Source organism: Nocardia araoensis NBRC 100135 (genome assembly GCF_000308435.1).
GTDB lineage: Bacteria > Actinomycetota > Actinomycetes > Mycobacteriales > Mycobacteriaceae > Nocardia > Nocardia araoensis.
Genome location: NZ_BAFR01000344.1, coordinates 1 through 26,368, shown reverse-complemented (window position 1 = coordinate 26,368; position 26,368 = coordinate 1). Strand labels below are relative to the sequence as shown.

General features: G+C 61.4%; 21 protein-coding genes and 2 pseudogenes. 11 read left to right on the top strand and 12 right to left on the bottom strand.

What is annotated here, in order from left to right; translation table 11 throughout:
- From ON21_RS41185 to ON21_RS41175, 5 genes and pseudogenes are all read right to left on the bottom strand, one after another.
- Positions 1–329 (bottom strand): NAD(P)H-dependent oxidoreductase (locus ON21_RS41185; protein ID WP_218004192.1); only part of this gene is annotated, 329 nt, incomplete at its 3' end.
- Between the two features lie 7 nt (positions 330–336).
- Positions 337–390: pseudogene (locus ON21_RS41180) on the bottom strand (hypothetical protein); the annotation flags it as partial.
- A gap of 93 nt (positions 391–483) precedes the next feature.
- On the bottom strand, positions 484–1,230 hold the full coding sequence (locus ON21_RS39075) for a hypothetical protein (RefSeq protein WP_157171138.1): 747 nt from the start codon (positions 1,228–1,230) through the stop codon (positions 484–486).
- A 334-nt stretch (positions 1,231–1,564) separates the two neighbouring features.
- Complete coding sequence (locus tag ON21_RS32940) at positions 1,565–2,446, bottom strand: IS3 family transposase (RefSeq protein ID WP_039804634.1); 882 nt, start codon at positions 2,444–2,446, stop codon at positions 1,565–1,567.
- 2 nt (positions 2,447–2,448) lie between these two features.
- Complete coding sequence (locus tag ON21_RS41175; RefSeq protein WP_373281173.1) at positions 2,449–2,625, bottom strand: hypothetical protein; 177 nt, start codon at positions 2,623–2,625, stop codon at positions 2,449–2,451.
- A gap of 870 nt (positions 2,626–3,495) precedes the next feature.
- Between ON21_RS41175 and ON21_RS40715 the strand changes: the two genes are divergently transcribed.
- Positions 3,496–3,630 carry a hypothetical protein gene (locus tag ON21_RS40715; protein WP_281032729.1) on the top strand — a complete coding sequence of 45 codons (135 nt, stop codon included), beginning with the start codon at positions 3,496–3,498 and terminating at the stop codon, positions 3,628–3,630.
- Positions 3,631–4,428: 798 nt separating this feature from the next.
- Here the strand turns inward: ON21_RS40715 and ON21_RS32925 are convergent.
- From ON21_RS32925 to ON21_RS32895, 6 genes are all read right to left on the bottom strand, one after another.
- The gene (locus ON21_RS32925; RefSeq protein ID WP_051021624.1) at positions 4,429–5,058 is read right to left on the bottom strand and encodes an isochorismatase family protein; all 630 of its coding nucleotides are present in this window, start codon (positions 5,056–5,058) and stop codon (positions 4,429–4,431) included.
- A 139-nt stretch (positions 5,059–5,197) separates the two neighbouring features.
- Positions 5,198–6,565 carry a dihydrolipoyl dehydrogenase gene (gene lpdA / locus ON21_RS32920; protein WP_039804618.1) on the bottom strand — a complete coding sequence of 456 codons (1,368 nt, stop codon included), beginning with the start codon at positions 6,563–6,565 and terminating at the stop codon, positions 5,198–5,200.
- Positions 6,566–7,912: a dihydrolipoamide acetyltransferase family protein gene (locus tag ON21_RS32915; RefSeq protein WP_039804616.1), complete on the bottom strand. Its 1,347-nt coding sequence runs from the start codon at positions 7,910–7,912 to the stop codon at positions 6,566–6,568. It lies immediately after the preceding gene.
- Positions 7,909–8,913: an alpha-ketoacid dehydrogenase subunit beta gene (locus ON21_RS32910; RefSeq protein WP_039804614.1), complete on the bottom strand. Its 1,005-nt coding sequence runs from the start codon at positions 8,911–8,913 to the stop codon at positions 7,909–7,911. Before ON21_RS32910 ends, ON21_RS32915 begins: the two co-directional genes overlap by 4 nt.
- Complete coding sequence (gene pdhA / locus ON21_RS32905; protein ID WP_039804612.1) at positions 8,910–10,034, bottom strand: pyruvate dehydrogenase (acetyl-transferring) E1 component subunit alpha; 1,125 nt, start codon at positions 10,032–10,034, stop codon at positions 8,910–8,912. The genes ON21_RS32910 and pdhA overlap by 4 nt, the downstream gene beginning before the upstream one ends.
- Before the next feature lie 634 nt (positions 10,035–10,668).
- Positions 10,669–12,357, bottom strand: a complete 1,689-nt coding sequence (locus tag ON21_RS32895) for an FAD-dependent oxidoreductase (RefSeq protein WP_083881050.1) — start codon at positions 12,355–12,357, stop codon at positions 10,669–10,671.
- Between the two features lie 156 nt (positions 12,358–12,513).
- On the opposite strand from ON21_RS32895, the gene ON21_RS37705 reads away from it, so the two are divergent.
- Positions 12,514–13,914, top strand: a complete 1,401-nt coding sequence (locus ON21_RS37705; protein ID WP_157171136.1) for an FAD-binding oxidoreductase — start codon at positions 12,514–12,516, stop codon at positions 13,912–13,914.
- On the top strand, positions 13,914–15,626 hold the full coding sequence (locus ON21_RS32885; RefSeq protein WP_083881048.1) for an FAD-dependent monooxygenase: 1,713 nt from the start codon (positions 13,914–13,916) through the stop codon (positions 15,624–15,626). The genes ON21_RS37705 and ON21_RS32885 overlap by 1 nt, the downstream gene beginning before the upstream one ends.
- Positions 15,627–15,679: 53 nt before the next feature.
- On the opposite strand, the pseudogene ON21_RS32880 reads toward ON21_RS32885, so the two are convergent.
- Positions 15,680–17,085: pseudogene (locus ON21_RS32880) on the bottom strand (IS3 family transposase).
- A gap of 154 nt (positions 17,086–17,239) precedes the next feature.
- Here ON21_RS32880 and ON21_RS32870 point away from each other — a divergent pair.
- The 8 genes from ON21_RS32870 (at position 17,240) to ON21_RS32835 (ending at position 26,314) form a co-directional block, all read left to right on the top strand.
- Positions 17,240–17,884 carry a TetR/AcrR family transcriptional regulator gene (locus tag ON21_RS32870; RefSeq protein ID WP_039804600.1) on the top strand — a complete coding sequence of 215 codons (645 nt, stop codon included), beginning with the start codon at positions 17,240–17,242 and terminating at the stop codon, positions 17,882–17,884.
- A 527-nt stretch (positions 17,885–18,411) separates the two neighbouring features.
- Positions 18,412–20,103 (top strand): dihydroxy-acid dehydratase, encoded by a 1,692-nt coding sequence (locus tag ON21_RS32865; RefSeq protein WP_039804599.1) that lies wholly within the window; start codon positions 18,412–18,414, stop codon positions 20,101–20,103.
- The gene (locus ON21_RS36345; protein ID WP_083881046.1) at positions 20,045–21,010 is read left to right on the top strand and encodes an NAD(P)-dependent oxidoreductase; all 966 of its coding nucleotides are present in this window, start codon (positions 20,045–20,047) and stop codon (positions 21,008–21,010) included. The genes ON21_RS32865 and ON21_RS36345 overlap by 59 nt, the downstream gene beginning before the upstream one ends.
- Positions 20,973–22,526: an FAD-dependent oxidoreductase gene (locus ON21_RS36340; RefSeq protein ID WP_083881045.1), complete on the top strand. Its 1,554-nt coding sequence runs from the start codon at positions 20,973–20,975 to the stop codon at positions 22,524–22,526. The genes ON21_RS36345 and ON21_RS36340 overlap by 38 nt, the downstream gene beginning before the upstream one ends.
- On the top strand, positions 22,523–23,290 hold the full coding sequence (locus tag ON21_RS37700; protein WP_157171134.1) for a TIM barrel protein: 768 nt from the start codon (positions 22,523–22,525) through the stop codon (positions 23,288–23,290). The genes ON21_RS36340 and ON21_RS37700 overlap by 4 nt, the downstream gene beginning before the upstream one ends.
- 282 nt (positions 23,291–23,572) lie before the next feature.
- Positions 23,573–24,478 carry a fumarylacetoacetate hydrolase family protein gene (locus ON21_RS36625; RefSeq protein WP_039804598.1) on the top strand — a complete coding sequence of 302 codons (906 nt, stop codon included), beginning with the start codon at positions 23,573–23,575 and terminating at the stop codon, positions 24,476–24,478.
- Positions 24,479–24,557: 79 nt separating this feature from the next.
- On the top strand, positions 24,558–24,989 hold the full coding sequence (locus tag ON21_RS32840; protein WP_218004190.1) for a DoxX family protein: 432 nt from the start codon (positions 24,558–24,560) through the stop codon (positions 24,987–24,989).
- A gap of 386 nt (positions 24,990–25,375) precedes the next feature.
- On the top strand, positions 25,376–26,314 hold the full coding sequence (locus tag ON21_RS32835) for a LysR family transcriptional regulator (RefSeq protein ID WP_218004189.1): 939 nt from the start codon (positions 25,376–25,378) through the stop codon (positions 26,312–26,314).
- Positions 26,315–26,368 lie beyond the last annotated feature (54 nt).

Sequence of the window (26,368 nt, the reverse complement as noted above, 5' to 3'; positions counted from 1 at the left end):
TCGGCCAGTGCGTTACGCCCCAGACCGCGAGCAGGTGTAGCAGCCATGGTAACGACGCATTTTCCAAGCAGCGCTGAGTTGCTGACGGGGCGAGACGCCCAGTCGATGGCGTTCTTGAGCACACCGGGGATCGATCCATTGTATTCTGGCGTAGAAATGACGAGACCGTCGGCTGCGGCTATTGCTTCCCGCCACTGGAGAACCGCCTGCGGGGGCATGCCCTTCAGGCACTGCGGGGACGTCCAAGTCCTGATTGTAAGGGGGAAGGTCCGCCAGCCCGCCAAAGACCTCGATGTCCATTCCTTCAGGTGCACACTGCTGTAGCGCATAGAGCAGTTGCGTGTTGAACGAGTCCGATCGCAGCGATCCGGAAATTGCGAGAACATGCATGTAGGAGCACTCCGTGGTGTGATTGGTCAGCAAGTCATATAGATACGGTGAACAGACTGCGTGAGTATGTGAAAACTGCAGCCGCACAGTCGATTAGTGAATACCGTAGGTGACAACAACGAATCCGTCGTCGATCCTGGTGAGCCGACCGCCAGCAAGCGACATCGCAGATGCGGCTGCAGCTAGTCGTCGATATGCCGCTGCGGCATCGGGCAAGGTCGCGGCACCGTCGGCAGCATGGCGATAGCCGAGGATTTCCTCTGTGCGGACCAGCACTCCGTCGGTGGTGAGTGCGTGAGTACGTAGCAGGCTTCCTTCGCCGACGAGATCGTGTGACGGTCCGACTCTAGCCGCAGCTACAGCCCACCGCCGAGCTCCGGCGTCACCAATGCTGAATTGCTCTCGCACAATTGCGAGAACTGTGTCATCGAGTGGGGGGCCGGCGATATGACGGAGTTCACCATCACGAACGGCTAGCCAGGGCGTAGCCGGCGCCGAATCGAACTCGAGCTGTGGCGTGTCGCCCTCGCCGGCTTCATCAATGACTCTGATCCGCCACCGCAACTGTGGGGGAACACCGGCCGACGAGATTTCCGGTGATTGCGCTGCACGACCCCGCTCCCGCCGCGACAGTCGCCGCGCATGAAGTCGCCCATCGCGCATCGGCGACTCCAAACGCCAGCCGACGTTATGTGCATGATCGAGCTGCTCACTGACTACGACAATCGCCGCCGCCACCTCCGGCAGCGACCTCGCGTTGTCGAGCTCCCAGTCGAATAGCGCGGTATGTTCCGGCCCCGACCACCGCTCCGAGATTGCGCTTTTCTTCCTGATGTGCACCTGCTCTCACCTGGCCTGACCTCGCGCGGCCACGGGGACTCGATTTGATATACACACAAACCGACCCATCGCAACCCGACAGAGAAGGCAGCATCGGTAACGAGAACGGGTTCCCTCAGGATGAGGTCCAGCGTCGCCTCAGCATTAAAGCGGCAAGTGCAGGATGTGTCAAGATCCACGCGGATCTCATGGAAGAGCTCCTCGGTCTCGATGCCTTGTCCGGGAGCGGTGGTCAGCCGGCGCGAGCGAACCTTGCGGTCCAGTACTCGCAACGAACATCTCAAACCGTTCACCAAGACGTGAGGTTCCCCCGCATTGTTGGAGGGCGGGGTTATCAGGTTCCAGCCGGAACCGGGTGATGGTAGCTGGCTTCGAACTCGGCGGGTGATCGCCAGCCCAGCTTCTTCTGGATGCGCTGGCTGTTGTACCAGCCATCGACATAGGCGAACAGGGCGTTCTCGGCCTCGTCCCGGGTCCGCCAGGTCTGGCGATAGACCAGTTCTGTCTTCAACGTGGAGAAGAAGTTCTCCATCAACGCATTGTCATAGCTGTCGCCGACCGATCCCATCGATTGCGCGATCCCGTTGTCTGCCAATCGGTTAGCGAACCGAATCGCCGTGTAGGTCGAGCCCCTATCGCTGTGGTGTATCAACTCGCCGTCGCGGATGTCACGGCTCCAAACCGCGAACTCCAGCGCTCCGAGCACAAGCTCGGTGTCGCAGCGGTCCGAGGTTTTCCAGCCCACGATCCGGTTGGAGAATGCGTCCCGCACCGCTGCCAGCCAGAACGCGCCCTGACCGCACGGGATCCTGGTCGCGTCGGCCACCCACAACCGGTTCGGCCGGTCCGCGGAGAAGACCCGCTCGACCAGATCCGGTGCCGGCGCCGCCCGTGGATCGGTTCGTGTCGAGGCGATGCGCCACCGTTTCCGCAGGAACGCGCCCTGCAACCCGGCGCCACGCATCACCCGCTCCACCCGTTTGCGGCCGACGGAGATGCCGCGGCGGGCCAGCATCGCATGCACCCGAGGAGAGCCATAAGTGCCGCCGGAGCTGGTATGGATATCGACGATCTCGGCAAGCAACGCCTCGTCCGCGACCTGCCGCGCCGAGGGATGTTGCAGGCGTTTGCACCACCAGTAATAGGTCGACGAGGCGATACCGAGTACCCGCAATACGAGCTCGACCGGGTGCTGGCTGTCCTTGACGAACCGCACGATCACCTCCGGGTCTGGCCGAGCTCCGAAGCGAAATACGCACTCGCAGAACGCAGAATGTCGTTGACCCGCTCCAACTCGGCGACCTGCTTACGCAGCCGCTTGTTCTCCTCGGCCAAATCGGACGCCTCCGGCTCCGGTCGCTGACCGGTGTCGGCTTGTCGGATCCAGTTCCGCAAGGCCTCGTGATGGACCCCTAACTGCTGGGCGAGCTTGCGGATCGTCGGCTTCGGGTTCCGATTCCAGATACAAGCGGACCGCTCGAGCCTTCAACTCGTCCGGGTATTTCTTCGGTGCTGCCACGCGAGTCGGATCCGCGACGGTCAGGTCGCCTCGCGCCCGGTTCACATGGCCGTCGGTCTCGGCCTCGACGGTGCCCGCGACGTGCTCGGGCTACGTCCGCGGTGACCTACCCGATATCGGTATACACGGTCTTGCGGCTGGTGCCGTTGCGATGATCGCCGACCCCCGATTTTTGGCCGCAACCGCACGATCGCCTTTTGGCGTATCCGAGATGCTCGGTCATCTCCGCGTCCAGAGCGGCCTCTATGACCCGCGAGTCACCGCCCTCAGCAAACCATCGGCCCCGGTCAGCGACAGTCCCTCGCTGCGGACCTGCTCCACCGACTCCTGCGCAATCCGGATATCCAACCCGCCACCAGCAGCCGGGTTGTGTTCGTTGAACGTGATCCTTCCTCGCCGAAGCAGCCGCAGCTACTTCAGCACCTTTCGGGATCACATCCACCCCAAAATTCCGGACATTTCCTGCGTCCACTGCTATTCGAGCTATTCTTGTGAGATCTCTTTGGCGTCGCATTTGGGGTGCCGTTAGTAATCGCGCGAAAAACAACGACAATGGCTTTACCAGCACTGATGTTCAGTTTCCGGTGCAGGGTTCTCCAGCTTTCGCCGAGGTTGGGCGGACTTGCAGTAGCCGCTATTGTGGACGGGTCCGGGCGTCAGGTTGTGGCGAGTTGGCGGTAAATAGGTTTTTGCGAGACGGCCCCTGGAGGTGTCGGCGATCTGGGTGACGGTGTATCGCGATTGCCGTGGTGGTCGAGTCCGTTGTAGATCCCTCGGGCCATGAGTGCCTGCAACTCGGTCAGGGCGGCTGGTCGGCGGTCGACGCGGCCGCGGGCTCGTGCAAACCCGAGGCCATCGAGGGTGCCTTCGCGCACGCGTGAACCGGCGATGCTTCCGCCGGACCCGCGGTAGCTCGATTCCCTTTCTCGGCATGTTATGACGTAGCAGGTTCGGGTTGGCGTGGGTGCCTGTGCCGGAATCGGACGAGACATGCCCAAGAACTACAGTGCACGCCGTCGGTGGCGCGCCCGCCGCATCGCGGGCGAAGAGGGTGTCCACCCACAAGTACCCCGAAGAGTTGCGCAGCGGCGACGAACGCGCCACACAGATTCGGACGGGATCGTGGTTGCGGCCGGGAAGTCGAGATCGACGGCGTGATGCGATACGGCGCGACGATGCCACCGAACTTGAGGACGACAAGCTCGCGGTCCCGGCCGGAGCCGAAGCGGTCGCCGCAGCCGATGTATTGCTGCGGCAGGTGCGTGCGCTCCGGTCGGCCAGGCTGCGGCCAGTGACCGTGACAGGAGCCGACGGGCAGCGGCAGCGAGTGGTGCAATGCGCCGACCACGACGCCGGACCGGTGAGGCGGCGCGGGCGAAGCGGCGGACATTGCCGCGCAGCCCCCGCATGAGCCTCCACAGTCGGGAAGATGCTGGCCGACCTCCTCGGCGTGGCCGACTCCACCGCCAGCACATGGCACTGCGAAAGCAGCAGTGACCGCGCCGCCTACGTCATCAGCCGCGCACGACAACACCTGCTCCGGCCGGGAGTAAGGAGCCCCCGGCCAGCGGAGCGTCACGCGGATGGATTCTCGGCTGTCGCTCCCGTCGCATGCGACAGCCCGGCGAGCAGGACAAGCGGGATCTTGATGGTCCCCAGGCACCTCCATCACCGGAACTTCAGACAGTCGCGATCTTGCGGGCGTTGCCCAGGGTGGCGTTGAGCATTGCGTAGCCAGGGAGGTTGGCTTGGATTTCGCGGTAGGCCGAAAGGGTCTCGGTGTTTGCGTACGATTTCTGAAATTCTGAGGCAAGCGACATCCACGTGCGCGGGGTAACCCCCAGTTGACCGAAGCGTGCCATAGCCGTCTCGTGCGCTGTCAGGCTCGTGCTGGCTGTGGCATCTGCCACAATGGATACTTCGTGTCCGCGTCGCAATGCGCTCATAACGGTGTGCGTGATGCATCCATCTGTCATGAGTCCGGCGACAACCAGATGTCTACGCCCGGTTGCATGCACAGCGGTGGCGAATTCTTCGTCCTCGAAGGCATCGAAGGTCAAGCCTCGATGCTGTGGTGGGCCGCCCGCGAGGACCTCAGCGATCTCGGGATAGAGCACCCCACGGGGGTCTCTTTCGGGACCGACGGAGACGATCAACGGGACCTCGAAGGCTTTGGCTGTCTGCGCCAAGGCGCGTCCGCCGGCGGTGTTCTCGGCGATGGTCTGAGAGGCGATCAGGGGAGCAAACCCGCTGACGTAGTCGATGAGGATGATGGCGGTGTTTTCGGGTGTCCGGACGTCGATCTCCATAACTCTCCTATGTAACTTGCTTGTCGTCAGCTTGTCATGCTGGCACTGTTCGGCAATGCTGGCGGGGAGCCTTTGAGATAGAAGTTGGCTTTCGGGGTGATTGCCACCAGAGGCATCGCTCGATGCGAGGGCTCTGCGATCACCGGTGGATGTGCAACGACCGACCGGCCAGTGACAGCATGACTTCTCCGAGAGATTCGTTCTGCGTGGGATGTGCGTGCACAAAGGTTGCGACGTCGGCGGGAAGCGCTTCCCAGGCGACCGTCAGTTGCGCTTCGCCGATGGATTCGCCGATGCGATCGCCGACCATGTGGACGCCGACTACAGGTCCGGCCGTTCCAGCACGTACGACCTTGACGCCTCCGGAAGTCTTGAGGATCTGGCTCTTCGCATTGCCCGCGAGATCATATGTTGCCGTGGCTATTTCATGGTGGCGCGCCCGGGCCTGCTCCTCGGTGAGCCCAACTGAGGCGACCTCTGGGTGCGAATACACAACTTTTGGGATCAGATGATCGGGGACAGGAATCGGTTCCAGGCCGGCGATGCGCTCGGCAACGTAGAGGCCATGTTGAAACCCGCGGTGAGCGAGCTGGGCTCCTGCAACGAGATCGCCAACGGCGTAGACATCGGGAGCGGTGGTGCGCAGGTGTCCATCGGTGACGATGCAGCCGTTCTCTATCGTGATCTCTGTGTTGGCGAACCCACTGATGTTCGGGACACGGCCGACTGCGACCAGCAGTAGGTCACCAACCAATGTGCCCCCATCGGCAAGGTCCACAATTACCTGTTCACCGACCTGCTTTGCCGCCGAGATACGGGTTTCGACGCGGACTGCGACGCCACGAGCGTGCAACGCCTTTTCGAGTTGCTTGGAGCTCCAGAAATCCTCAGCCGCCAACAGGCGGGGGAGGGCCTCGACAATTGTTACCTCAGCGCCGAAAGAACGCCAGAGACTGGCGAATTCGACGCCGATCACGCCACCACCCAATACGATCGCCGACTGTGGGACGAAGTTCAATTCCAAAGCCTGATCGCTGGTCACGACACGCGTGCTGAGCTTGAGCCCTTCGAGGAGGCGTGGAGTCGAACCTGTCGCGAGCACCACTGCTTTACCGGTATAGGGCATGTTTTCCACGACCACGGTACGTTCGCCGACATAAGTGCCGAGTCCGTTGACGATCGTAATGTTCTTGCGTGTGAGGAGACCGTGTAATCCCGTGTGCAGGCGCTGCACGATGCTGTTCTTGTATCTATGCACTTCGGCAATGTCGATCCCGCTGTATGCGGCTCGAACGCCGAACGATGCGGCAGACTGCGTGGTCTCGGCCACCTCCGCAGCGCGCAGCAGGGCCTTGGTCGGAACGCAACCGCGGTGCAGGCAGGCTCCGCCGATCTTGTCGGCCTCGATGAGGGTCACCGACAATCCGAGCTGGGCAGCTCGCAGCGCACACGCGTAGCCACCCGACCCGCCGCCGAGAATCACCACGTCACTTTCGGTAGCGTTCATTCACAGCCTCCCAAGGACCGCGACGGGATTTTCGATATAGTCGCCGAATAGGCGAAGAAAGCCCCCCGCAACGCCACCGTCACAGATTCTGTGGTCGAAGGTCAGCGAAATCTGCGTCAGCTTGCGGACCACAACCCGACCGTCCACGACCCATGGGCGGTCAATGATCCGGCCGACGCCGAGGATTGCCGCTTCCGGGTGGTTGATGATCGGCGTCGATCCGTCCACGCCGAACACACCGTAGTTGTTGAGCGTGAAAGTTCCCCCACGCAACCGGCTCGGCGGAAGTTTGCCTTCCCGAGCCGTCGCCACTGTATCGCGTAGCTGCTGAGCCAACTCGACAGTGCTGAGACGATCCGCGGCTTCCACCACTGGAACCAGTAGGCCTCGTGACGCCTGCACTGCCACACCAAGATTCACATGTCGATGCCGAATAATCTCACTGCGTTCGGTATCGATGGAAGCGTTGAGCTCCGGGTAATTCGAGAGGGCGACCAGTGCCAGACGGCTGAGCAGCGCAAGAAGGCTGACCTGTAGGTCGTTTGGGAGCGCGGCATTGATTATGCGTCGACCCTCCACTAGCTCGCTTGCGTCGACGTCCACCCATGTCGTGGCATCGGGGATTTCGCGACGGCTGACGCTGAGCTTTTCGGCGACGGCTTTCCGAACTCCCCTGAGGGGTACGCGTTCTGCCTGGGCTTCACACGTGTCCGAGCTCATTCGCAGGGTCGACGGTTGGGCTCGCTCGACGTCGGCACGGATGATGATCCCACCGGGCCCGCTGCCATTGATCGCGCTCAGGTCGAGGCCTTTGCGGAGTCCAATGGCGCGCACCAACGGAGAGATGACCTTCGGCGGTGAGGCTGCGATTTCTCCCAGATCCGAGTGCGAATCGGGCCGCTGCCGAGACTGCACAGAGCCGGCGGGATCCTTGGAATCAAGCGGAACCGGTGCAGGAGAGCTGCTCTGATTAACGCGCCTTCGACAGCGCGGAGTGGCGTGACCGGTGCCGTAGCCGATGAGGACGTTACCCGACCCAGCCCGTTCTTCTTCTCGATACCTCTCGTGCGCCACCGATGTCCCGGTGTCGGGTCCGCCGGCCGAATCGACGCCGCGAACGGTAATCAAAGGACTGCCGACCTCGAGCGTGTCCCCCACATTTCCATGGAGTTCGACAACCGTGCCTTCGAAGGGCACCGGCACCTCTACCGCCGCTTTTGCTGTCTCGACTTCGGCAACAACCTGGTCGATAATCACGGTGTCACCCACCGCGACGCACCACTGAAGAATGTCGGCTTCGGTCAGGCCTTCGCCAAGATCGGGCAGCCGGAAGACCTGGTCGTTCATGCGCTCACCGCCCAACGGGTGTCGGGCCCGTCATTCCATTGCAACCGATCGATACTGTCGAGAATGCGGTCGACGCTGGGCAGGTGAATTCGCTCGAGCTTCGGTGCAGGGTAGGGGATGTCGAATCCACCCACTCGAAGTACCGGTGCCTCGAGATAATGGAAGCATCGTTCCTGTACCCGTGCGGCGATCTCGGCACCTACACCGGCGAAGGTCTGTGCCTCGTGAATCACAATACACCGGCCGGTCTTTCGAACCGAGTCGGTGATGGTTTGGTCGTCGAGGGGCACAATGCAACGGAGGTCGATGACTTCGAGGTCGCGTCCTTCCGAAGCTGCGGCCTCGGCGGCCTCCAATGCCACGTCCACTGACGGACCGTATGCCACCACGGTGACATCGCCACCGCTGCGGCGAACAGCGGCGCCGCCCAGACGCCCCTCTGCGATCGGTTCCACGTCCGCCCGGGAGAAGTACAGTCGCTTGGGCTCGAGGAAGATCACCGGATCGGGGTCATCGATGGCCGCGCGAAGTAGCGAATAGGCGTCGGCGACGTTAGCCGGAGCCACAACCTTCAATCCCGGGGTATGCGCGTAATACGCCTCACTCGAGTCACAGTGGTGCTCGACACCGCCGATGCCGCCGGCATACGGAATCCGAATGACCATGGGCACCGACAGCTTGCCTCTCGTGCGATTTCGAATCTTCGCAACGTGTGATACCACCTGTTCGAAGGCTGGATAAGCGAACGCGTCGAATTGCATCTCGACCACTGGGCGAAATCCGGCCATCGCCATACCCACTGCAAAACCGACAATGCCCGACTCGGCCAGTGGCGTATCGAAGCAACGGGCTTCGCCGAAATCTTTCGTCAGCCCGTCCGTGACACGAAACACGCCGCCAAGGGTTCCGACATCCTCGCCGAAAACGACGACGTTGTCATCCGCGGTCAATGCGTCCCGGAGTGCCAAATTCAGAGCCTGAGCCATAGAGAGCATGGTCATCGGTCAATCTCCTCGGACTCGGCTGCCAACTCGGCCTCGACATCCGCCAGTTGCTCGCGTAACTGCGGTGTCGGTTCGGCGAATACATAGCGAAACAGTTCGGTTGGATCGGTAGTTCGTTCGACGTTCATATCGGCGCGCAGTGCGGCGGCCTGAGTTTCTGCCTCCGCACTCAGTTGCGCTTCGAAGTCGTCGTCGATCAGGTTCTCCCGGTGTAGATATTTCTGCAGCCGAGCAATGGGATCGCGCGCCAGCCAGTTTTCGACCTCGGCGGAGTCCCGATAGCGGGAGGCATCGTCGGCATTGGTATGCGAATCGAGACGGTATGTATGAGCTTCCACGATCACGGGACCGTTGCCCTCACGAGCGAAGCACACAGCTTCGTCCAGGACACCCATCATCGCGACGGGATCGTTGCCGTCGACCTGCTCGGAACCGATGCCGTATCCGACACCCTTGTGCGCCAGCGACGGGGCCACAGTTTGGCGTGCAAGCGGCACGCTGATCGCGAAACCGTTGTTCTGCACAAGAAAAACCACTGGCGCGTGGAAGACTGCGGCAAAGTTGAGCGCTTCGTGAAAATCGCCCTCACTCGTGGCACCGTCGCCACAGAGAGCCAGGACGACGGTGTCTCGTCCGCGCCGCCGCTCCGCATATGCCAACCCAGCAGCGTGCAGCAGTTGCGTAGCCAATGGCGTGCATTGGGGTGCGGTGCGATGCGCAACCGGATCGTAGCCACAGTGCCAGTCGCCAGCGAGCATGCCGAGAATCTCCGCCGCGGGAACGCCGCGCGTCGCGAGAGCCATGGAGTCCCTATAGGTCGGAAACAGCCAGTCGGTGTCTCGAAGACACATCGCTGCCGAGACCTGACAGGCTTCCTGGCCGCGCGCGGACGGGTACACGGCGAGTCGGCCTTGCTTCGTGAGGGCAGTCGACTGCTGATCGAAGCGCCTGCCGAGCACCATGTTCCGGTACATTGCGACAAGCCGATCATCAGTGGGGTGAGGATAGCGGGCGTCACTGTCGGTCGGATTACCCTCAACGTCGAGATATTGCACCGGACTGGCGGCAGGGAGAAATTTCTCGAACTGACGTACGCGCAGTGGTTCTGTGATGGTCAACTGTGCCTCCGGAGATTCCGCTTGATTTGCCACCGAAAGCAGCGAGCTTCCGTGATTTCGGTGTTCTCACGATCATGAAATTTGGGATCCACCGGATGTAGATGTACCTGCCGCACACACAATCCAGGTCGTCACCAACGGTAAACTCTTTTGGGCGAAGCGCACTCCTGGCCTGAGCATCGGGTGAGGAGCAGCAAACCAGCGAGCAACGAAACCCTCTCTTATCGATGCACCTCGGTTGTGGAGGTCTCACGCCCGAGGTTCGAATCAGCTGTCCCCGGTATCTGCAGGTCACTGCTTCAACTCCCAGACCTCTGCTGTGGCCCGAGAACGCAACATTTCGACTAGACAGTCGGATGGGACCATTAGTCCGCGCAAATGTCCAGCGGGAATCGCGACCAGGTGCGCGTCGGCTCGACGCAACGCGTCGAGTAGCTCGAGGAAACCGATCGGAACGACTCCGTCGTCATGTGCCGGCTCGTGGAATACTGCGGCCAGATCATATCCGGTGGAGGCCGCGACGCGGGCAATGTGTTCGTCCCAGCTCTTCGGATCTGTTACCAAATCGTCCCGGACATACCCGTGCAGAAGCGGCAGTACCGATGTAGTAATCAGGGTCATCGAGCGACCTGCCTTACTTCCGAGAAAGGAGTGCCGTCAGCACGTCATCCATGACCGGGTCGGCACTCGGCACGGACCTCTTTGCGCGGTAACCGACATGGGCATCTGGTCGGACGAGGACGGCCCCGTCGCGGTCGATCTCGAGAATCTCTAGATCCTCGGGGTTGACGCGCAGGTCGAGATCTGGATGCACCCCGATCAAGTAGCAGGCGATGTCGACGCCGTGGGCGGCCGCGGCCTTCTTGGCTGCCAATATCCATTGCTGCCCTTGCGCTCCGGCGAACAAGACGAAATCTCGGCCGACAAGGTCGATGGTCGATACTGTTTCCCCGACCCGATCAGTGACCCATAGGTGCGGGAACCGTGCTCCGGGATGGGTTGTTGGCACGTACGTCGAGACAGTGGAGCGCGGCTGTGGAGTCTCATCATCTATGACTGCGGCGCTGGAGTAGATGTGACCGAATTGCTGGCCTTGGGAGTAGAACTGTTCGCGCTGTTTAGGTATCGCATCCGCGATGGCTTGCCTCACGAGCTCACCCGTTGGCTCTTCGATGGTGTCGATCGTGGTGGTGTCGGACATGAGCCATCCAGTTTCGGCCATCCTGGCGGTGTTGATAGCAGTCTGTTCGGCGTTGTATTGCGCGATTGGTTTCCGTTCTGCTGGGTAGGTGTCGAGCAGAGCGTCGTCGGCGCGACCGAGGACGACCGATGCAAGTTTCCAGCCGAGGTTAACGGCGTCCTGGATTCCGCTGTTCATCCCGAAACCACCATGCGGGGGGAATCGGTGCGCCGCGTCGCCGACAAGTAGTACTCGCCCGATCCGCCACCGGTCCGCGACAGCCTGCTCATGCTTCCATCGCAGGATGCTCAGGATTTCCACCTGCAAATCCGCCACTCCGGTGCCGGATCGAATCAACTGTGTGCACAGTGCTTCATCGAAGTAGCCGTCAGGCTTTTCCGGATCTCGCTCGAAGTTGAAGATCCACCGCCCATCGGTGGTGGTCGGCCAGAAGGCACCCTGGATGTCTCGGTTGACCACCCACCACAGCAGGTATGGACGGCCGGCAACCACCTCGTCGAGATCAGCCCGGAAGTAAACGTTCACGGATTCGCCGTGCGGACGGCTCGCAGTTTCCCCGAAGCCGAGAGCGCCGCGCACAAAGCTGCGCGCCCCATCAGCGGCGACAACGTAGCCAGCCCGCACTGCGCGAGTCTGGTCGCCGAACGAAACTGTGACGCGATCGGCGTCTTGCGTAACATCGGTGACTTCGGTCGACATGCGAATCTCGACCGAAGGATACTCGAGCGCGGCCTTGCGCAGAATCGGCTCCACATAGTCCTGCGGAGCGAAACAGGGCAGCTCGGGGCACTGCGCGGCATAGGAGGCGATGCGCTCCGCATCCTCGGCCAGCATGATCTTACCGAGTTCGATGCCGTTCATCCTGGTCAGCCAGGCGAACCCGAGACACCGCTCGAGCGGAAGACTCACCCCACGGATCCGGTCCGCGATACCCCATTGGCGGAAGATCTCCATAGTGCGGGCGTGGATTCCCACCGCCTTCGGATGGTGCGCTAGTTCCGCATGTCGGTCGACCACAAGAGTCTTGATACCGGCCCGACCGAGCTGGAGGGCTGTGCTGAGGCCGACAGGCCCAGCACCGATGACGAGTACGTCTACATCGACGGCTGAAGAAGGGGGCATTCGCGCACCGGTCCCACTGTGTTCAGGAGTCCACATGAAGCGGACCTATGGGTCTGATGGTGATAGCCAACCGTGGGTTTGAGTGAAAGTCAACACGGAAATTGACTTTCACTCAAAAATACGTAGCGTGTGACCCACACAACACAGGAGGTTGACTTGGCTGGCCACACGGTCGAACATCTCGTCACCAGTCTGCGAACGACAGGCGAGACAGTCCTCACATCCGGCGACCCGGACTTCGAGACGACGAAGTCGGTTGCGAATCTGCTCCTCGACAGCGTCGAACCCATCGCCTACGTGGAGTGCACCTCTCAGGCATCGGTGCAAGCGGCAGTGCGACACGCTGCCGACCTCGAAGTCCCCGTCGCGGTGCGCGGCGGAGGCTACTCGGTAGGCGGTCTGGGCACAGTCGCGGACGGAATCATCGTTGCACTCGCGCGATTGTCATCCATCGACATCGACCCCGCCTCAGCCCAGGTCCGCGTCGGCCCAGGAGTACGCGCAGGTCAACTAGCTGCGGCCCTCGATACGGCTGGGCTTTGGTTGAGCCTGCCGGTTCCGAGCGGGCCATCAGTTATCGGAGCCGCGCTGTGGGGAGGCATCGGACACACACTTCGCAAGTCCGGCTTTCTATGCGACTCGCTGATCGCGGCTCGTATCGTGACCGCGAACGGTGATGTGATCGAGGCCGACGACGACAAGACCCCGGAACTGATGTGGGCCTTGCGGGGCGGCGGTGGGAACTTCGGAATTGTCGTCGAGGCCACGTTCCAGGCAGTGCCCGCACCCCGCCTCACTGTGATCCAGTCTCGCTACACCCTCGATGACGCCGCCGAGGTCGTGTCCGGGCTCGTGGAGTGGGGTCCGCAGCTGCCGGACGATCTGACCGTCATCGCAATGTTCATGAACGAGTCGCACCCGGATGCACCGGTCGCCGGTCAAACGCCTTCCCTGGTCGTGAACACGATCTACTGCGGTACGTCCCAGGACATAGACCGCGTCCTCGGTCCGCTGAGCACCCTGCCTCCCGCGACGCAACGAATGGCAATCCAGCCGACCCCGCAACAACTGAGACAAGTGAGCGATCAACACTTCCCGTACGAGCGCTTCGCTGTCCGGACACGTTCCGGCTGGCTCGACTCGGTGACGCCCACAGCGGTCGAGCAATTCCAGGAGGCCGGTCGGCTGATACCACCAGGAAACTCGATCCTCGAAATCGCTCCACTCGGGGGCGCATTCGCTGTGCCCGCCCGACCCAGTTCAGCTGCCGGACGCGATGCTGCCTTCTTTTGCAACGCAATGGCGTTGTCCACAAAGTTGGGCGCCGCCGCGGATCGACATCACGACTGGCTTGCATCGATCGAACTGCCCTGGACCGCAACCGATCGCCCGAGCCCGGTCGTTCCCGGCTTCGCGACCGAAGACCAACTGGACACAGCAGCTCCGACATACGGCGCCGCGATGCCCCAGCTGCGAGAGGTCAAACGACGCTACGACCCCGCCAACCTCTTCCATCGCAATCTCAACATCACTCCCACTGACCACGGAGTCCAGTAGTGAACGAATCATCAGTTGCAAGCCGCCGACCCCAAGTAGTCGTCGTTGGTGCCGGCCCGGTGGGACTATCGTGTGCCCTCGAACTCGGACGAGCAGGGATCACAGTTCAGGTGCTCGAGGTACGTACCGAGTTGTCCGACCAGCCCAGGGCGCACGTGGTCAACGCGCGGACGATGGAGCTGTTTCGCTCGTGGGGCATCGGACCACAGGTCCGCGCGGACGGGCTCGCACCCGAGCTGGCGACATCCTTCGGTTGGACAACAGCGATGTCTGCCGACGAATTCGCGGCTCTGGACTACATCGACGATGAGACCGCCGAGCAATACTCGCCAGAGCGACTGTGCAGCTGCGCGCAGGACCTCGTCGAACAGCGACTGCTCACAGCCGTGCTTGCTCAACCCACTGTCCAAGTGAACTTCGGAACAAAAGTTACGGGTTACCGCCCCGACGTAGACGGAGCCGTACTGGAGGTGTCCACGTTCAGCGGCGAACACGAAACCATCCAGGCCCGATACGTTGTGGCCGCAGACGGCGCCTCGAGCACTTTGAGGCAGCTGGCCGGCATCGGAATGGAACGATCGACGCCACTGGGTCGGCGCGTCAACATCTGGTTCGACGCGGACTTACGGCCCTGGTCGCGATCGCGGCCATTCATACTCTGGTTCATTCATCACGTCGCGACACAAGGCATCTTCATCGCACTCGATGGTGCCGAACGCTGGGTGTACAGCGTAGAGATGACCGCTGACGAAGATCTCCAAGACTACACAGCGGAGCGCTGCACCAACCTCATCCGTACCGCGGTGGGAGCATCTGCCCTTCAGCCCCGGATTCGGAGCATTGGTGCATGGACCATCGACATGGGCGTCGCCGAATGCTTTCGGCGCGGGCCGCTCTTCCTTGTCGGTGACGCGGCCCACTCATTTCCACCGATGGGCGGGTTCGGGATGAACAGCGGGATCCAGGACGCCCACAACCTGGCCTGGAAGCTCGCTCATGTGTGCACCGATCGTGCAGGGGACTCACTGCTCGACACATACGACCTCGAGCGTCGTCCGGTAGCGACCTTCAATGCAGAGCAGTCCATGCTCAACGCCGGCCGCCAGCAACAAGCTGCGGCGGCGCTGACCAACCCGGACACGCTGGCCTTACTGGCCGCTCCGGAGGGCGGCGCGCTCCGGTCCGCCGCCGCGGCCGGAATCTCCGAATTGCGAGAGGAATTCCACTCTCTCGGACAGCAATTCGGTCACCAGTATGCCAGTGCCGCTGTAGTAGACGACGGCACCCCGATCCGGCACTCGACAATCACCGAGTACCACATGTCGGCACGCCCGGGTGCGCGAGCCCCGCACGCGCGTCTACGCAGCAGCGGAGGACGACGGCTGTCGACCATCGACCTCGTCACAGGTCGATGGACCGTCCTCGCCGCCGGGGAACGGTCAGCGTGGACAGCGGCCGTCCGATCGGCCCAAGCACGTACCGGCCTGGCGCTCGAAGCGTATTTCGTGGACTCCGCCGGGCTTCCGACAATGGATCCGGAATGTCTGCTCGATGACGTCGCACCAGGCTACTGGCGCGATCTCTACGAGTTGGACGAGGGCGGTGGTGTCCTCGTCCGACCCGATGGCCATGTCGGTGCACGGTGGAGGTCGCGTCCACACGATGTCGAGAAAGAACTCATAGCAGCAATCGATGCCATCCTGGGACGATGAGATCGGTCGCCGCGATTCGGAATTTTTCAAGCTGAATGAGACCATCGGGTGTGTTATGCGGCTGTCGTATCGGTCTCCCTGGCGGGTTGGTTGATCCAGACGGTGTCGGGTAGCGCGAGGATCTTGGGTGGTGTCGTGGCGGCGAAGCGGTGAGGATGCCGCGCGCGAGCGGCGGCGAGGACCGCTCGCCGGTCGGCTGCCCTGTCTGCTGCGAGTCCGTAGTGGACATCGGCGGGGGTATGCAGGCCGATGCCGGTGTGGCGATGTTCGTGGTTGTACCAGTGGGCAAAGGAATCCATGAATTGTCTTGCCTCGGTGAGCGATCCGAAGCGTTCAGGGAACTCCGAACCGTATTTTCAGAGTCTTGAACAGCGCCTCCGAAAAAGGGTTGTCATTGGACACCCGTGGCCGCGAATGCGACCGGGTGACCTCGAGATCGGCCAGCAGCGTGGCGACGGTCTTGGACGTCATCGACGTGCCCCGATCGGCATGCACGACCTGCGGGATGCCGTGAACACCGAAGATCTCTTTCATCAATTCCGTTGCCGGACACCGGATTCGTGAGTATGGACATGAACGCCGACAATGTAGCGGGAGTAGATGTCGATCATCATTTAGGCGTCGAAATACTGGCCCTTCACCGGGCCGGCGAGCTTGGTGATGTCCCACGAATACACCTGCCGGGGCGCGGACGCGACCAGCTCCGGACACACCTTCGCCGGATGCCGCGCCAGGCGGCGACGCTCACTGACCTGCTTGTTCTCCCGCAATACTCGATACATTGTGGACACCGAACACAGGTAGGTGCCCTCGTCGAGCAGTTGGGCATAGATCTGCAACGGCGCCAGGTCGACGAACCGAGAACTGTTGAGGACCTCCAGGATTCGGCGCCGCTCCAGCGCGGTCAGCTTGTTGACCGGAACACTCGCCCGTGCCGGCGACACGGGCGGCGTGGGCGCCATCGCGGCCCGACGGCGGCGCATCGCGGTGGAACGCACCAGCCCGGTCAACACCGCGGCCACCCTGGTGGCCACACCACCGCCGGTCAGCGCGGCATACGCTGCTGTCAGCGTTTCTTGCGCTGCTCGTCGGAATCCGCGCTCTCGGACAGAGTCTGCAAGAGCGCGTGTGCTTTTCCCATGATGTCCAAGGCGGTTTCGGTGGTCGACAGGCGCTTGTTCAACCGCTCGTTCTCCCGGCGCAGCCGCGCGATCTCGGCCTGCTCGGTGGTGGGTTTCCCGATCTTCTCGCCCGGCTTCTTCCCGGCCAGCAGCCCCGCGTCGCGCTGCTTGCGCCACTCGCTGATCAACGACGAATACAAGCCCTCCCGGCGCAGATACCCGCCGCCCTCGCCGTGCTCGACCGCGCGCTCATATGCCTCCAGATGCGCGAGCTTGTCCGCGGCGCTGAACGCGCGCCGCCGCTTCGGCTCCTCACCACGCGGACCCTGTGAACCCATCCGCCCATTGTCGTCGGTGACCCTAGAGGCTCTCGTACTGGTCATGAAATATCGATCCGTCCCTCGCCCTGCGTCAGGCCGATTGGCTGTGAACCGGTGGACTCAACTCAGCCTGACACGCAGGGATTCGACATCGAAAAGCTATCGTGGTCATATGCCTGCCCCCCAAGCCAAGCCGCCGACACGACGGGATCGCGTAGTAGCGGCCGGCCGAGAAGCGTTCGGTCGTCTCCCCTACGACGAAGTACTGATCAGCGACATCGCCGACACTGCAGGCGTGGCTCACGGACTGCCATTTCATTACTTCAAGAACAAGCGCGGCCTGTATATCGCGGTTGTGCGGTCGATCGCCGAAGAGATGAAAACTATTCATGCGGTCCCCGACAGTCTTCCGTGCGATGAGGCGGTCCGCCGCCTGCTCCACCAGCATATCGAGTATTTCGAGAAGCACGCCTATTTACTGGGCCCGGTACGAGGGAGCCTTGGGCTAGATCCCAGCATCCATGAAGTCTTCGATGAGGTGCGGTGGGATGGAGCCCTGTATCTACTCGAATTAGCGAAGATCGACGATTGCGGACCGGTGACCCAGTTACTGATTCAAGGCTGGCTCGCGTATATCGATGAAATGATCGCACGCTGGCTCGCGCAACCGGCGATTCTCGATCGAGAAGCCCTTATCGAGGTGCTGGTCCAGATGTTCAACAAGACCCTCGATGAGATCGACGCACTGGCGCAAGCGGCTCCCGACGCGTCCATTACGGTACCCGATCTAGATGGGTCTCCGCGTCGGCGTGAATAGCCCCCTCGCCGACCCGGCGACCCACCGGGTCGGCGAGGGAGGCAACCGATCAGTACCGCAAACCTGGCTCCTACCCCGACTCGTGTCTAACCAGGTCACGGCAATCACACAGGCCCATGTGCTGCGATATTGAGTTTGACTCAAACTCAATATCGCGGTAGTATACGGGCATACCCAAATGGGGAGTTCGTCCTCGACATCCCGACTGTGCGCTCGGCCGCGCGGACGCCAGACTGTCGGGCCACATCCCGATCGACGCACACCCCGCATCGGCCACCGAGACCTACGTCAAGTTTCCGATGCCTGTGGACGGCCGCCCGAAGCAAAGGCGGCCGGGAATCAACTGAATCCTATCTGTCAAAGTAGGACATGGTGTACGAGAAATGAAGGCAAACACTCGACCCCGCATGTTCAGAGACAGCGCAAATTCGCTCATGCTCTTTCGGCTGTGAGCGATACTGGCTGTCCTTGACAACAGTGGAAATCGCGCAACATCTCACGAGTAAAGTTTTAGGACGGTAGTTCACATGTCCCAGGAAGGGATTCAGCGCGCCGGGGGTGAATTGATGACCGGCGACGGAGCCGACGCCCTCATAACACGGGGTCTGTTGCGCGGCGCAGGCGTACCGAGCGAGCTGATCGGTGACCGTCCTGTCATCGGTATCGCCAATACCTGGAGTGAGCTCAACCCTTGTAACGGCGGATTACGTGACATCGCTGCTCACGTCAAACGTGGTGTGATCGCGGCGGGGGGCATACCGCTGGAGTTTCCTACGATCTCTCTCGGCGAGGCGTTCACCCGTCCGTCGTCCATGTATCTTCGCAATCTACTTGCTATGGACACGGAGGAGATGATCTCCTCCAGCCCCATTGATGGCGTCGTTCTCCTCGGAGGCTGCGACAAAACCCTTCCGGCTCAGATCATGGGCGCAGTAAGCGCCGACAAGCCCGCCATCGGCCTAGCCGCCGGTCCGCGACCGTTGTCTCGATGGGCTGGCGCGGACATGAGCATCGACGACCTGTGGCCACTGCTCGACAAGCGTCGCACCGGGGAACTCAACGACACGTCCTGGGCCGAATTGGAAGCATGCCTCAGCTGCGGCGTCGGGACCTGCAACGTCATGGGCACGGCGATAACCATGGCTGTCGTGGCCGAAGTGCTCGGTATGTCGCTACCCGGCAGCGCCCTGCTCCCGGCCGATTCCCCGGCGCGCGCGACAATCGCCGAGGCAACCGGCGCGCACGCAGTCGCCCATGTTGAAAGTGGAATCACACCAACCCAATTCATCACCACCGCCGCGCTCGAGAACGCATTCCGCGTGATCTGCGCAGTGGGCGGCTCAACGAATGCAGTGCTACACCTGCAGGCGATCGCGGGCCGCCTCGGTCTCGGAATCGACATCGAAGACATGCGGCGGCTCAGCGCCGAGACTCCATTCCTGGCTGATGTCAAGCCATCGGGACGGATGTTTCTCCACGATCTCCAAGCCGACGGTGGGGTGCCGGCACTAATGGGCGTGATGGCGCCGCTACAGGATCTGTCCGCCTTGGCCGGCAACGGCCGACCCTGGCGCCACTCCGCACGTCCGATGAGCGAGTCGTCGAACTGCTTGACATCGCTGGACGACCCGAAGGGAGCGCCTGGAACGCTCGCCGTCTTGACCGGTTCGCTCGCACCACGAGGTGCCCTGTTGAAAGCGAGCGCGGCCACGCCAGGATTGTACCGCCACGTCGGGCCCGCTGTTGTCTTCGACGGTGTCGAAGACCTGCGCGCTCGAATCGACGACCCGGACCTGCTGATCGAGGCCGACTCGGTACTCGTCCTGCGTGGAGCGGGACCCCTGGGCGGCCCGGGCATGCCTGAAGTGGGCCATCTCCCGATTCCTACCCGGCTGCTCGACAAAGGGGTCACCGACATGGTGCGGATATCCGACGCGAGAATGAGCGGGACAGCGACCGGCACGGTGGTTCTCCATGTCTCTCCCGAATCGGAAGCGGGCGGACCCCTCGCGCTAGTCCGCGACGGTGATCTGATCGCGCTCGATGTGGACGGACTAAGACTCGATCTGCTCGTCGATGAGCGCGAGTTGCGTCAGCGATCCCGTCGGCCGACATCATTGCGAAAGAAGGCAAGGGGCTACGACCACCTGTATCGACATCATGTGTTGCAGGCCGACCAGGGCTGCGATTTCGATTTCCTGCGAGGCGACCATGATTGAATCGTCAATCGGATTAATCGGCACAGGAGCGATGGGCTCAGCGATCGCGAATCGCTTGCTGGAACTCGGTTACGCGGTCACCGTTCACAATCGCACCCGTGCCAACGCGTTTTCGGTCGAGCAGGCCGGTGCGTCCTGGGCCGAAACACCAGCCGAGGTCGCGCAACGGTGCTCGATCGTCGTGACCTGCCTGCGTGATTCCGATGCGGTGGATCTGGTTTATCGTGGTCCAGCCGGACTGCTCAGCGCCGCCGAAGCCAGCCAAATCTTCATCGAGCATGGTACTTTCGCGCCCAGAACAGCCGAACTGATCGAGTCCGAAGCATCCAGTAGGGGCGCACGCTTCCTAGCCATCCCGGTCAGCGGTGGCCCCGCCGGCGCAGCGAGCGGCCAGCTCACAGCGATGGCCGGTGGTGACGAATCGGCGTTGCGGCAGGCTCAGGCACTGCTGCGGGCCTACACATCCCACGTCACACACGTCGGCACCGTAACCCACGGGCTCGCAGTCAAGCTCGTCAACCAACTTCTCGTGACTATCCACCTGGCCGCCGCAGCCGAGGCGCTTGCACTGGTCGAGAGATCTGGCTTGTCTCGTTCCATCGCGGCTCCGATACTGATGCAGGGCTGGGCCGCGAGCACCATGCTCGAACGCACCGTACGGCAGCTCGACGACGAGGCCCTCACCAGCACAGGCGTGACGATCAACGGCTTGATCGAGGTACAGCAACTCGTAGCCGACAAACTTCGCGAAACACATTCGACCAATCGGATCTTCGAAGCGGCGCGCACGCTGTTCACACACGCCGCCAGCTGCGGTCTCGGTGAGAGCGACCCGGCTTGTCTCCCGCACATCATCGCCCCTCCCGCCGATGATCGGGCACGAAAGAGCGGAAATAGCCATGCGTGAGCCACATGTGATCATCGTCGGCGGAGGCCCGGTCGGCCTGACAGCCGCTCTCTTCCTCAGCCGTGCAGGTATCCGCACCACTGTGCTCGAGCGAGAACATCAACCAAGCACTCACCCCAAGGCCCGAGGTATCCGGACGCGAACGATGGAACTTTTCGCACAGCTCGGCCTGACAGAGCAGATTCGCCGCGGCGCATTGCCGCCGGAAGCCACCCGATTCATCTACTGCGACTCGATCATCGGACACGAGATCGCACGAACACCTCCGATGGACGCCGAACTATCTCGGCTCAGCCCGGCCTCCACGTGCCGAACCCCCCAAGACCGAGTTCACGAAGTGCTGTACAACGCCGCTTCGCGGCGCCATAACGTGCAGATCAGAACAGGAATGACAGTCACCGACGTCACGAATCACGACCATCATGCAACAGTGCAGTGCGCCAACGGTGAGACGCTCGACGGTGATTACGTGATCGGCGCCGACGGTGTTGCCAGCACGATCCGGCATGCCCTCGGCATCCGCATGGAAGGCCAGCCCGTGTTGGGGTTCGGCCAAAGCATCTACTGGCAAGGCGATCTGCGGCAATGGGTCGGAGACCGTCAATGTATTCAGTTCTTCACCGGCGACAGGGCAGGGCAACCTGCCTCCGTCGCCTCGGTCGACGGCCATCATCGCTGGATCACCATGGTGATGTCACCAGGCGAGCATCGACCGGACCCGCTGGATGAAGAAGCCGCTGAACTTGTCATCGCGAAGGCCGTTGGGCTCGACGTGCAGCCACACGTCATCGACATCGCTGTATGGCGGATCAGCGCCCAAGTGGCCGAGTGCTGGCGTCGTGGACGGGTCTTTTTGGCAGGGGACGCGGCACACTCGTTCCCTCCGACCGGCGGTTTCGGGATGAACACCGGTATCCAAGATGTCCACAACCTTGCGTGGAAACTCGCCTATGTCCTACAAGGTCGCGCCGGGGAATCGTTGTTAGACACCTACGAAGTGGAACGAGCAGGCATCGCCTGGAGCAACGCCGAATGGAGCGTGCGAAACGGCGCGCGCATTCGCCAAGTCGGCGACGCAATCCGTGCAGACGACAAGGAGCGATTGCACCTGCTGATCGAAGAGCAACGCAGTCACGTCGAAGCACTCCATCAAGACCTCGGCTTCGGCTATACCAAAGGTGCTGTTGTCGCGGCCGTCCGTCCTGAAGGCGGCAATCCCTTGCTCGTCGCCCGGACCGGGCACCGATTCCCGGAAGCGGCGATACGGGTCGACGAGCGGTGGGCATCCAGTGTCCTCTCATTCCCGGAAAACCGCTTTACGCTGGTCACGCCCGACCCAGATCACTGGCAAAGCGCCACCGCTGCCCAAGGAATTGCATTGGCTGAATGCAGTCGGTCGGTCCTGCCGGAAAACGCCGCCGCATTGGTACGTCCCGACGGCATAGTTGCCTGGCTCGCATCCGGGTGCGACGGCATCCTACAGTTTCCCGGCATCATCGAGGAGCTGTTGAGATGAAGCTCTATTCCTACGTGTGTTCTGCGAACACCTCCACTATATACCGACGACTTCCGATACTCGAACGTCCTACCGCTGCATCCGCGGCCGGATACTCCCACGTCGAGAGTTGGTGGCCGTTCGACAAAGAAATTCCAACCCCACAGCGGATTCGGGAATTCAGTCGCGCGCACATGAGCGCTGGCGTCCAACTGGAGATGATCAATATGGATGCAGGCAACTATGAAAATGGTGACCGCGGATTGCTCTCTCTTGCCGGAGCGGATCAACGGATCAAAGAATCACTTTTGGCGTTGACAGATATCATGAGCGCTACTGGATGCCAGCTCGTCAATGTTCCGTGGGGGAACTCCGACGCCGGAAGATGCGATTGCGATGATCGCGCACTCGACCGGCTCGCGAATATAGCGGAGCGGGTGGCATCGCATGGCGGGAAGGTGGTGGTCGAGATGCTGAACCCGCGCGAATATCCCCGCTATCGAATCACATCGCTCCATACCGCCCAAGAGTTGATCCGCACGGTCAACGCACGCGTGAGCACACCGAACGTCGGGCTGTTAATCGACACCTATCACCTCGCCAGATCTGGATTGAGCGCGACCGAAGCCATCGCCGACAATCGCGATCTGATCCGCCATGTTCAGGTCGCGGATTCGCCGGGTCGCGGTAGACCCGGAACCGGCACGGTCGATTTTCGAAAAATAGTCGACGCCCTCGATGGGATCGGCTACACAGGTCGAATCGGAATGGAGTATTTCGAATGAGACCGCGTAGACCTCAGACGATTTCAAATTTGACCGACAAGGCACAACGGGGGTGCCGAGTGGAAGCAACGAAGGATTCCGCGAATCCGGTCCACTTCCGGAAGGGGCTATGGGATCCGGCCAACAATATCTCATCACTAGATGACCTGAATACATGTCGGCACGGCACAGGCACAAGGAAGTGTCCAGCGAGGTCAACGAAGACTTCGCGAAGGCCCGACCGGAACCAGGTAGAGATCGCAAAAATCCCTGATCCATAATATCCACCACAGAAAGAATGCAATGAAGATTGTAAGTTATGGCCATCGCAATTCGGAGCGCCCAGGGATCTTCGTTCCGGACTGCGGCATCGCACCCCTCGACGCGGTATTTCCTTCTCTCGGTCGCGTCCAGCTCGAAACGAATACACTTCTAGCATTTCTCGACATCTTGCAGCCATATATCGAAGAGGCACTGGATACGATCAGGGTTCCGTGGATCGACACGTCGGACGTCCGGCTCGGACCGCCGGTGACCAAGCCAGGCAAGATAATTGTTGCCGGAGGCAACTATCAGTCACATGTCGACGAAGCTTTCGGCCGAAAGAATGCACCTTCCCCGAGTGAGCCGATCATCATATTCAAGCCTTCCAACACGGTGATAGGTCCCAACGATCCACTTCTCAAACCCCGGGAATCCGATCAACTGGATTACGAGACAGAAATCGGAGTCGTCATAGGCCGAGGCGGTCGAAACATAGCAGCCGACTCGGCGTATGGGCATGTCGCCGGATATGCCATCGCTAATGATGTGACAGCACGAGATTTGGCCTTCAAAGACGTCCATTTGAGCCCCATGTTTGCGCAAATGACTCGAGCCAAAGGAATTCCAACCGGGGCGCCTCTGGGCCCGTGGATCGCGACGAAAGACGAGGTTCCCGACCCGCACCGCCTCCGCCTGCGGTGCTGGGTGAACGGCGAGCTACGGCAAGACGGCAAGAGTGACGAAATGATTGTCGATATCCCGCATCTCATCGAAGATATCAGCAAAGTGATCGAGCTGTCCCCAGGTGACATCATCCTGACCGGGACAACTACAGGATGCGGAGCATTCCAGGATCCTCCAGTGTTTTTGACCGACGGCGATGTGGTCCGCATGGAGATCACGGGCCTCGGAATGATGGAGACGCCTATTGTAGACGATGCGTAAGAATGCCTCTATCGGTCCGCCTTTTAAGATCGCGGATCGACAACACAATCATTATTGGATTACCAAGGAGAGAACGAATATGAAATCAACTAATGTCGGGCGGAAATCTCAGATGCTCCGATACTCGGCCTTGGCCATCTTTCTACTGGCCGCCGCCGTACCCAAGTTCACACCGGCGTACGAGGTCAAGTTCGTAGAACTCGGCTGGCCTCATGGGTTCCGATTCGTCGTCGGCGGCATCGAGCTGATCTGTGCTCTGCTTCTCGTGATTCCAAGCCGACGCACCCGTTTCTGGGCTGCAGGAACGCTCGTTCTAGTCCTCACGGGTGCCGTTACGAACCTGATTGTCAAGCACGCCCCATTCAATGAGAGTCTGATGGCATCGCTTTTCTTGATTATCGTGATGATCGTAGCCGGAGCGAATTGGCCGGCCGATTGGCGAGAGCTGTTCGGCGCCCAGAATGCGGCGATCGCAAGATCGGCTGACACCAGCACGCCGGCACACGAATGACCATACAGTCGACAGAATGCTACAGCCCGGAAAGTGCCGCGCCAGCTGCCGCAGGCCAGCACCGCGATCGCACGCGACAGCAATTGGTCGAGCAGAAATCACCGAGATACCTGCTGCGGTTTATGGCTGGTTCATTCTGGCCAAGCGGCCGCCTATAGCAGTTTGCCAATCCGCTTGAGCTCAATCGAATCCGGATCGCACCATCACTTCGATCAGTGATTGACCGAAGCGGCGCGAGGGGGAACACGCTGTTCACTGCAGCCGTGCCGGTCTGACGGCATTGCGATCCGCGCGATATCTGAGCTTGAGACGTGATTCACAAAGATGAATTTGCCCGGCGCGGGTTGTCACTCGAATGTGGGCTAAACAGCCAGAGGTGCGAGTTGTTGGAACGTTATGAGGTGGAGACTTTTTTGGCTCTGGCGGAAGAGCTGCATTTCGGTCGTACCGCGAAGCGGTTACATGTGACTACCACCCGTATCAGCCAGACGATCAAGAAACTGGAGCGCCGCGTCGGCGCGGACTTGTTCGTACGCACCAGTCGGCGCGTGGAATTAACGCAGATCGGGCAGCAATTCGAGCATAATCTTCGGCCCGCGTGGATTGAGATCCTCAGCGCTTTTCATAAGACAGTTCAAGCCGGTCGTGGTGTGACCGGAACCCTGCACGTCGGCTTCATACATGCCGCTGGTGGCGTGTTCCTTGCCTCGGTGATGAAGGAGTTTCAAGCCGACCAGCCCGGCTGTGTCGTCCAGCTTCATGAAGCACAGCTGGCCGAAGCCCTGCCATGGCTTCGCGAGGGCAAGTTGGATATGTTGTTGTGCGCTTTCCCGGTAAGGGAAGAGGGCATTGTTGCCGGGGCGCCTCTGATCAGCGAGCCGCGCATGCTTGCGGTGTCTTCTCAGCATCACTTCGCGCAGCGAAACGCGATATCGACCGCCGAGCTAGGCTTGATCACCATCCTGCGGTTGCCCGAGACCATGCCCGAATCGCTGCGTGAGGATCGTGCTCCCCGTACCGCCTCGTCCAGGCAAGGGTACCCGCACGGTTTGTCGGTTTCGACGTTTCAGGAGTTGCTGGTACTGATCGGTGCCGGCCACGGCGCCCTGCCGGTCGGCGCGAGCGCAGCGAGGTACTACGCCCGACCCGAGATCACCTTCATCCCGATCATCGATGCCGAGCCGATCGAATGGGGACTGATCTGGTGCGCGGACAACGCCACCGCCCACGTGCACGCGTTTGCGATGGCGTCCGAGGTGGGTGCTGGCCGACTGCGTGTTGGTCTGGCTCGCCCGAGCAACTGGGACTGCCCCGGCTTTGGTTGACTCGCGGGGTTGATGGGTTCAGGCCGCGAGTGCGGTCTGGTTGATTGTCTCAAA